An 8,604-nucleotide genomic window follows, 5' to 3' on the forward strand; every position below is an offset into this window, starting at 1 on the left:
AAATATATACCATGAACGTGTTTGAAGTCAATCCACAATCGACAGTTGAATCCGTTGAACGAAAAAAGAGCTCCGGCCGCCAATCGGCGCCAAAGCTCTTTCCCTTATTATTTCGGACTATCACTATGTTCCAGCTGCCCCACCCTCAGCTCCCAGATCTTCTGTGCCGCCGCATCCAATCTGCTGCGGATGAGTATGGCGTCCGTATATGTCTGAGGAATACCCGTAAACCCATAATACACCCCGGCTAGCCCGCCGGCGATGGCGCCGATCGTATCGCTGTCACCGCCCAGGTTGGCGGCCTTCTGGACAACCTCAGCGAAGGATGAGCTTTGCAGCAGCAGGTACAGCACCCAGCGGAACGTATCGACGACGAACCCGCTTGGCTCGCAGTCCGGCTCCTCCGTCTGTGTGAGAATGTCCGCATACGGCGTACCGCTTATCTCTGCCGCTATGGCAGCCCGCAGCTCTTCTCCACGCATCAGCCGCCAGGCGATCCGGTTGTAGATCAGGCAGGCTTCGTCACAGCGTTCATCGTAATGGGTCATTCTGGATTGCATGCGCGACATCTTCTCCAGCTGAGCGAGCTCCACATAAGCCAAGCCTACGGGCAGGCAGCGCATCAGCGAGCCGTTGCCCGCGCTCCGGCCAAGATCAAGGTCAGCGATTAGCGCCGCTTCAAACCAGCTTCCCTCATACCTCCGAAAAACCTGACGGATAATATTGCCGATATCCTTCGGATCAGACCGGTACCATTCCAGAAAAAGTTCCCCGATCTCTCTTAACGGATCAAGAGGGTTCTGAATGATACCTTCCGCTACGCAAAGCGTCATCATCGTGTCATCGGTCACTTCTCCGGGTTCTAGGCTCCAGACGCCGCCCCCGACGATCTCCGTCAAGTATCCATGCCTGTTGGCAATTTCTTTACGACTCATAAATTCCGTCGTCCCGCCCAGCGCATCGCCTACTGCCACGCCGTACAGGCCTCCCTTGATACGATTCATAATGTCCATCGATTCGTCTCCTTTCAGCCTATTCAGTGACGCTAGCAACTCTCACAGTAGGTAGCTATTATTCAACGGATGCCGCTTCCCACAGCTTTCTATGGACCTTTATGACGATTTTCTTAATCGGCTCTCCGGCATCCTCTACCGAGCACCCGGGTTTATGTACATCCCATGGATAGAAGACAGCAAATTGCCCGGGGCTAAGCACCAGCTCTGAGGCTCTTTCCACCGGCTCATATAACACGTAGTCTTGATCCTCCAGATAGTTCTCCGCGACCTTCAGCTCAGACAAGTGCCGGAGAACACCGATTCTTTCACGCCCGCGAACCAAATATTGAATGTCCACATGCTGCTCGTGTGACTCGAATTTCTGCTCCGGCGCCGGCTTCGTGACCGGCTCCTGAACGAGAGCGAATAAACCTTCCTCAATCTCATACTTGCCCACTTCCTGCTCATCAAGCCTCAGATTGCGGATGCTTTCCAGTCCACGGCGGATAAAGGACGGATACGTTTGACGTTCCGCTTCATAATGACGCATATCTCCGAAAATCATAGTCTCTCCCCCTCTGATTAAAAGACGCGAATACCGTCCGCTGATTCTGTTGCCCAGGCCCCTGCACCAGTTCTCACAAGATCATGTCTCAGCTTCCCGTCCATAACGTTCCTGCAGTCGATTATACGCCGGATAAGGAAGAGCTGTACATCCCGATATGAACCGTCTGCTGAAGCCGTGCCTTCATGAATGGTTCCTGCGCGACTGGCGAAGCCATCCTGCAAGCTCACGGGTAGTGAAGGCTAGATCTGTATAGACTGACAGACTGTTGTCAGGGATACCGGTGTATACTGGGAGTATCAAACAAGCGCACCCGGAAGGAGCAGCCCCTATGAATCAGCCGGAAATCAACGTGCAGGCCGGATCATCCATAAACTCGCAATACGTCACGCCACCTGGTGTACTCGGGCCGCGTGCCCTGAACCGGGCGCTGCTGGCCAGGCAGCATCTGCTCCAGCGGTCTACGATGCCGCCCTTGGACATGCTGGAGCATCTGGCTGGGATGCAGGCCCAAGCCCAAAATCCGCCCTACTTCGGGCTATGGACCCGGCTGGAGAGCTTTCGCCATGAAGCCTTGTCCTCGCTCATCCTAGACCGGCAGGCCGTACGGATCGTGCTGATGCGGGGCACCATTCATCTCGTGAGCGCCAGAGACAGCTTGAAGCTGCGGCCTCACACCCAGCCGATGCTGGACCGGTGGCTGAAGGGGCTGATGAACAAGCCGTTGCTGGGTCTGGATACCGCAGCAGTCGCCCTAGCTGCCCGTTCGCTCGTCGAGGAGCGGAGCCGGTCGTATCAGGAGCTCGGTCTGCTGCTTCAGCAGAAATGGCCGGACTACGCCGCAGAGGATCTGGCTAGAGCCGCACGTGCGCTGGTTCCGCTTGTCCAGGTGCCGCCCCGAGGCATCTGGGGCGCAGGCGGACAGGCACTGCACACGTCGCTCGAAGCCTGGCTGGGCTCCGCCTTGGACGACGATGCACCGCTCGACGAGACCATCCTGCGTTATCTGGGTGCATTCGGCCCGGCAACCGTTAAGGACGCCCAAGTTTGGTCAGGCTTGACCAAGCTGCGCGACGTCTTCGAGCGGCTCCGGCCTCGGCTGGCTGTATTTCGGGACGAGGCCGGCAATGAGCTGTTCGATCTGCCGGACGCCCCCCGCCCCGACCCGGATTCGCCGGCGCCTGTGCGCTTCTTATCCGAATTCGATAACATGCTGCTCTCCTATGCGGACCGCAGCCGGATTCTGGCAGAGCCGTACCGGCGCTTACTATTTACAGTCAACGGCATCATCCGAGCTGCCGTTCTGGTAGACGGCTTTGTCCGGGGCATGTGGACGATCGAGCGCAGACAGAGCGAGGCTACGTTAACAGTTCAATTATTCGAGCCGGTATTAGACCGGGACCGCAGTGCCTTGGAAGAAGAAGGTGCCCGCCTGCTGGCCTTCGCCGATGCAGATGCCGATCACCACTCTATCCGCATAGAGGCTGGGAAGTAACAGCATATCAGATTCAAACACACAGCAGCTCGCCCGCCTATCGCTACCTCATCCTAATCCTTGTACGGATCGAACTCATCCGCACCGGCCATACAGACTCCGATAGGCTTCAGCACGTGCAGCACCTCAATCGTCTCGGCATGGGCATCCAGCACCGATTGCAGCTGTCTGTACACGAACGGGCTCTCGTCCGTACCCGCACCCCTCAGCTCTACGCCGAAGCTGCTCACCGCCTCCCGCATCCGCTCCTCGCTGATCAGTCCGCCCGAGCGGGTGCGGGTTTTCCAGTTCATCTTGCCAGCTGCCTGAGTGCGGCTCATGGTCCGTCCGGCTCCATGCACCGTGCTGTAGAAGGCATCGCGGTTCTCGGCCGTATCCTTGCCTCTGACAATGACCGAGATGTCGCCCATGCTGCCGCCGATAAAGCCTAGCTGCCCCGGAGCCGATGGCGTAGCGCCCTTGCGCACGACCATCGTATCCCGGCCGTTATGCCTCTCCTGCCATGCATAGTTGTGGTGATTATGCACCTCTAGCTCCGCCTCGGCGCCCAGGATCGACAGCATTTGCCCGATCACATAATCCCTCCCTGCATAAGCGTAGCGTCCGGCCAGTCTCATCGCACGGACGTACATATCGCCCAGCTCACTGTTCAGATCGAGCAGCACGGGCGGCTGTTCCATGCTTTCTCCCGGTGCGCGTCCGAGAAACTCCCGCCCAGCGGCCAGATTCATGAATCCGCTCGCCGTCTTATGACCGAAGCCCCGGCTGCCGAAGTGATTGCCTATCCACAGTTGTCCCGTTACCGGCTCCTCGAACAAATCGACAAAGTGATTGCCGCTGCCCACCGTACCGAGCTGCGACTGGGCCAAAGCCTTCAATTTGTCATGCTCCTGCCTCCCGATCGCTTGATATACCTTCCAATCCGGATCATCGAATAGCTCATGGTCCACCTGCTCCTTATTCACCCGGCCCATGCCGAATGAGATCTGCCGGGCAATCCGATCCATGATCCCGGATAGCTGAGCCTTAATATCGGCGGCTAGAAGATTAGTACGCACCGCCTTATTGCCGCATGCAATATCGTAGCCGACGCCGGACGGCGAGATCTGCCCTTCATAGACCACCACCCCGCCGATCGGCTGGCTGTAGCCCTTATGATGATCCGCCATCAGCAGCGTCTGCACGACTTGACCGTGCTTCGAGCAGGTTTTCGCTTGCGCAAGCGCTCCTGGATCAGGCTCCCCCCATACGCGTACGCCGTCTATCGTCTGATAAGCCATACTGATTCACTCCTTATGTCTTCGTAGTTTCCCATACTTCCCTCAGAGCCGAACGGAAAAGAATATCCAACTCGCGATCCTGGCTGTTTCCCGAGCCTGCAAACTGCAGAGCCACTTGCTCCAAACGCTCTAGCTCTGCCTCCAGATAATTCTGAACCGGCCTGATCGCCGGCTCCATATCCAGCTCTTCCCCGGCCTTCTTCCTCTCCAGCAGGCGGCAGACAACCTGCATCAGCTCGCTGCTCTCCGGCACGATAGCCTTCAGCAGCTCTTCAAACTGTATAGGCGGCATCGTGCCGAACTGCTCAATCCATACACAAGCCAGCACCGGGCGCAGTACGTAGAAGTATTTTTTAATCCTAACCTGCTCGCCCCGCAAGTAATCCCGGTAATTGCCCTTGGCCATGTTCAAGTAATGATACATACAGGACTTCGGGGAAAAGGCGAATGGCGACAGACGCCGGATGCTCTCCGCTACGTTCCAATTCTCCTCATACCTGATCGGCGACTGAAGCCACTCCAACAGCGGTGGGTTCGACTTGCGGAACAGATTCAATGCCTTCTTCAGATCCCAGCCGTTGATATCCAGATTATCACTAATCGGCCTCTCGATCACATCCCGCTTTTCGAAGATCGATAAGTAGCTGTCCTCTGTACGGATATAGAGAAAACGCACATCATAATCGCTGTCGCGGGACGGAAACCCCCAAGCCCGGCTTCCCGACTCGCAGGCGAAGAGAATGCGAACCTGTTCCTCCCTCTCAATCCTGCGGAGCTCTTCCTGTATACGTGCCTGAATCTCGTTCATGGCCGCCCCTCCTCTGCTTGCTTATTGACCTCATGATCTCACATTCTCGCCCTGCGGAACATGGCATAAGTATGACGATGGGCCATAAAAGAAGCTAAGCTGTATTGTTCAGTCATGATCCGTTTTGTTACAATGAATAAACAACGCGGACCCGAACGGAGGAGCCAGATGGCTAGAGAAAGCTTTGACAAAGAAGTACAATTTCTACGCATGCTCGCCCTGACGAGCGGCGCCTACAACCGGCAGCAGTTTGCCCAGAGGCTTGGTATCTCCGTTCATACGTTCGACAAAACCCTTCGCCGGCTGAAAGAAATTGTAAGCTCGGTACACCGTCAGCTGCCCGAGGAGCAAGGACGCGAATTCGCGGAGACGCTGCGGTTTCAATATTATGAATCTGCCGAGCCGCTGCTGCTGTTTCTATTCCGTGCCAAGTCATTGAAGGAATCTGAAAGCGGACGTCTCTCTTTGCTGCTGGCCTCTTTGAAGGACCGGTCCTGCACCGCATTGGAGCTGCTGGATGTTTGCTCGAGCGAGATTCCATCCTACATGGCGATGCCTGACGAGAAGACGATCCGTTCCGATCTCAAATATCTGGAAGAGGTCGGCGTCATCCGCAGGCTGCCGGGTGCTCGCCCTTACCGGTATCGGCTGCATAATGAATTTGTGGAGGACCTATCCTCCGACGAGTTGACGGACCTGTATGACTTTGTTGATATCATGGCCAATACGAGCGTTCCCTCCCTGCAAGGCTATCTGCTTCGCGACAATCTGAAGAAAACCCTTATGCAGCCGGGAGAAACGGAACTAGCGGAAGTCTTTCTATATAAATATCACTACTATTCGCGCATCCTGGACGAAGCACATTTCCATAGCCTGCTTCATGCGATCCGGCGCAGGCGCAAGGTTTCCTTCCTATACTTTTCACCCAAAAATGAACAAAGCTACGGCTCCGCCAACTCCAATCCGCTCTTCGAGAAGGAATCCGCGGGGCGTCAAGAAACCGTTACTCCTCTACAGATCGTTTACGATCACCAATACGGCCGCTGGTACTTGATCGGGCATCATTCCCGCCAGAAATTGATCAAATTCCGTATGGAAGGACTCACCCGCGTTCAAGAAGAGGAAGAGGTGCCCGAAGAAGTCTGGCAATCGAGATTTGCCCACTGGGAGGACAAGAGCCGCTTCAGTTGGCTCGTCGATACGGGCAACCCGGTAACGGTCCGGGCCCGGTTCTTCAACCCCGAAGGCGCACGAACCAACTTCGTCAGGGAACGGGTACTGCTTCAGGGTCAATGGGGCCAGATTACGGAAGAGGAAGAACATTCGTTTATCTATGAGATTACCGTCAATGGAATTACCGAGATCAAGCCGTGGCTGCGAAGCTTCGGGTCCAGCTGCGAGGTATTGGAGCCATCTGGCTTGAGACGCGAAATCATAGCCGAGTGGAAGGAGATTTGGGGCTACTATGAACCCGTTCGAGAAAATCTTTAATTACCAGGTCATGTCGCGCCTGCAGGAGTCAGGAACCTTCACCGTCACGGCCCATGAGCGGGCATGGCTGGGTACGATGCTGGAGCATCCATCGGCGGAGGAAGCCTTCAGTTCGGACACCCTGGAGAAGCTGCGGAGCTTGCTGCAGACAGACGCCCCCACTCCGAAGGGCACCCACTTCGTGGAAAAGGCCCGCAGCTCACAGCGGCAGATTTATCATCCGCTGCTGCGAGTGCTGCGGCGCCTGATCGCTACCCAATCCGGGCTGCGGCTGACCTGCCGCACCAAGCATGGCCTGGAATTTCAGCAGCAGTCCGGCTTCCCGTATAAGCTGGAATATTCGATGGTTAAACAGGAATGGTACCTGATCTGGTATCACACCCGGCACAAAACGCTCATGAATACGAAGCTTGCCCATATCACGGCCGTCTCGGAGCAACAGATCCCCGCTGATCAGAGTGAACCTCTGATGACCGCTATAGCCGGGCGTCTGGAGCATAAGAAGCGCACAGCACTCGTCGAGATTGTCGAACGCTACCACAAGGAGCTATCCCGCATTTTGTATGCCTTCTCCTGCTTTGAGAAGGAGGTCGCTTATGATGAGGCACAGCATCGCTATACCATCCGGCTTCAGTTTATGAGCGATGAGAGCGAATACGTTTTATCCAAGCTCCGCTTTCTCGGTAAGCGCGTCCGGGTCATCGAGGGTCTCTATTTGCAGCAGCGTATGGCAGAGTCCGCAAGCAAAGCTCTAGCCCGTTATGGAGTAGATGTGCTGGAGGAAGAAGAAGTTTCGGGGCAGGCTATAGGCTAGCTGATTCCTCAGCGAAGGAAGGCCGTTGTATCCATGATGCCCATGCGCCACGAGACAAGATTCCCATCTCAGGGGACTTTGTCTTGTCTCGTTGCGAGGGTGGGTCTGTACTTGTTATCGATAATAAAAAAAGCCCGTCAATTTGCGCAAAAGCACAATCGACAGGCAGTTATGTCATACTTATGGTCGGGATGACACGATTTGAACATGCGACCCCCTGGTCCCAAACCAGGTGCTCTACCAAGCTGAGCTACATCCCGACGTATGAAGAAGAATGGAGCGGAAGACGGGAATCGAACCCGCGACCCTCGCCTTGGCAAGGCGATGCTCTACCGCTGAGCCACTTCCGCACACTTAATATTTCCCTCTGACACCGAACGTTTAATGGCGGAGCCGACGGGATTCGAACCCGCGGTCTCCTGCGTGACAGGCAGGCATGTTAGGCCTCTACACCACGGCTCCACACTTAAAAATTTGGTTGCGGGGGCAGGATTTGAACCTGCGGCCTTCGGGTTATGAGCCCGACGAGCTACCGGGCTGCTCCACCCCGCGATAGTATGGTGAACGCTGACGGGATCGAACCGCCGACCCTTACCCTGTCAAGGTAATGCTCTCCCAGCTGAGCTAAGCGTTCATGAAATGGTGACCCGTAGGGGATTCGAACCCCTGTTACCTCCGTGAAAGGGAGGTGTCTTAACCCCTTGACCAACGGGCCGTACTGATATATAACTTTAGGTTACAGGCTTGGCGACGTTCTACTCTCCCAGGACCCTGCGGTCCAAGTACCATCGACGCTGGAAGGCTTAACGTTCGTGTTCGGGATGGGTACGCGTGGTTCCCTTCCGCCATCATCACCAAACCTGTAATTCTCTCAAGGCTTGCACCTTGAAAACTGGATACGAAACTTAGCATGCTGAATGCTGTTTATTTGGATAAGCCCTCGACCGATTAGTATTCGTCAGCTCCACACGTTACCGCGCTTCCACCCCGAACCTATCTACCTCGTCGTCTACAAGGGGTCTTACATACTGGGAAATCTCATCTTGAGGGGGGCTTCACGCTTAGATGCTTTCAGCGCTTATCCCTTCCGTACTTGGCTATCCAGCCGTGCCTCTGGCGAGACAACTGGTACACCAGCGGTACGTCCATCCCGGTC

The 8,604-nt window shown here is 55.7% G+C and carries 7 protein-coding genes, 6 tRNA genes and 2 rRNA genes; 3 read left to right on the plus strand and 12 right to left on the minus strand.

Annotated elements, in window-relative coordinates:
• Window positions 1-107 precede the first annotated feature (107 nt).
• Both WMW72_RS07905 and WMW72_RS07910 read right to left on the minus strand, forming a co-directional pair.
• The gene (locus WMW72_RS07905; protein WP_341414885.1) at window positions 108-1,013 is read right to left on the minus strand and encodes an ADP-ribosylglycohydrolase family protein; all 906 of its coding nucleotides are present in this window, start codon (window positions 1,011-1,013) and stop codon (window positions 108-110) included.
• Between the two features lie 58 nt (window positions 1,014-1,071).
• Window positions 1,072-1,560 (minus strand): NanQ anomerase/TabA/YiaL family protein, encoded by a 489-nt coding sequence (locus WMW72_RS07910; RefSeq protein WP_341414886.1) that lies wholly within the window; start codon window positions 1,558-1,560, stop codon window positions 1,072-1,074.
• A 331-nt stretch (window positions 1,561-1,891) separates the two neighbouring features.
• Here WMW72_RS07910 and WMW72_RS07915 point away from each other — a divergent pair, with 331 nt between their 5' ends.
• Complete coding sequence (locus WMW72_RS07915) at window positions 1,892-3,055, plus strand: winged helix DNA-binding domain-containing protein (protein ID WP_341414887.1); 1,164 nt, start codon at window positions 1,892-1,894, stop codon at window positions 3,053-3,055.
• Between the two features lie 53 nt (window positions 3,056-3,108).
• Here the strand turns inward: WMW72_RS07915 and WMW72_RS07920 are convergent, their stop codons facing one another.
• Window positions 3,109-4,335 (minus strand): RtcB family protein, encoded by a 1,227-nt coding sequence (locus WMW72_RS07920; RefSeq protein WP_341414888.1) that lies wholly within the window; start codon window positions 4,333-4,335, stop codon window positions 3,109-3,111.
• Between the two features lie 13 nt (window positions 4,336-4,348).
• Entirely contained in the window at window positions 4,349-5,143 is a 795-nt protein-coding gene (locus WMW72_RS07925) for a nucleotidyltransferase domain-containing protein (protein ID WP_341414889.1), read from the minus strand.
• Window positions 5,144-5,311: 168 nt separating this feature from the next.
• Between WMW72_RS07925 and WMW72_RS07930 the strand changes: the two genes are divergently transcribed.
• Both WMW72_RS07930 and WMW72_RS07935 read left to right on the plus strand, forming a co-directional pair.
• Window positions 5,312-6,634 carry a helix-turn-helix transcriptional regulator gene (locus tag WMW72_RS07930; protein ID WP_341414890.1) on the plus strand — a complete coding sequence of 441 codons (1,323 nt, stop codon included), beginning with the start codon at window positions 5,312-5,314 and terminating at the stop codon, window positions 6,632-6,634.
• Entirely contained in the window at window positions 6,609-7,448 is an 840-nt protein-coding gene (locus WMW72_RS07935) for a WYL domain-containing protein (RefSeq protein ID WP_341414891.1), read from the plus strand. The genes WMW72_RS07930 and WMW72_RS07935 overlap by 26 nt, the downstream gene beginning before the upstream one ends.
• A gap of 183 nt (window positions 7,449-7,631) precedes the next feature.
• On the opposite strand, the gene WMW72_RS07940 is transcribed toward WMW72_RS07935, so the two are convergent.
• The 8 genes from WMW72_RS07940 to WMW72_RS07975 form a co-directional block, all read right to left on the minus strand.
• Window positions 7,632-7,708, minus strand: a tRNA-Pro gene (locus tag WMW72_RS07940).
• 15 nt (window positions 7,709-7,723) lie between these two features.
• Window positions 7,724-7,798 (minus strand) — tRNA-Gly (locus tag WMW72_RS07945).
• Window positions 7,799-7,833: 35 nt separating this feature from the next.
• Window positions 7,834-7,910 (minus strand) — tRNA-Asp (locus tag WMW72_RS07950).
• 13 nt (window positions 7,911-7,923) lie between these two features.
• A tRNA-Met gene (locus WMW72_RS07955) sits at window positions 7,924-8,000 on the minus strand.
• A 6-nt stretch (window positions 8,001-8,006) separates the two neighbouring features.
• Window positions 8,007-8,082 (minus strand) — tRNA-Val (locus tag WMW72_RS07960).
• 6 nt (window positions 8,083-8,088) lie between these two features.
• Window positions 8,089-8,163 (minus strand) — tRNA-Glu (locus WMW72_RS07965).
• A 27-nt stretch (window positions 8,164-8,190) separates the two neighbouring features.
• A 5S ribosomal RNA gene (gene rrf, locus WMW72_RS07970) occupies window positions 8,191-8,307 on the minus strand.
• A 69-nt stretch (window positions 8,308-8,376) separates the two neighbouring features.
• A 23S ribosomal RNA gene (locus WMW72_RS07975) occupies window positions 8,377-8,604 on the minus strand; the annotation flags it as partial.

The organism is Paenibacillus filicis, assembly GCF_038070315.1.
Lineage (GTDB): Bacteria > Bacillota > Bacilli > Paenibacillales > NBRC-103111 > Paenibacillus_G > Paenibacillus_G filicis.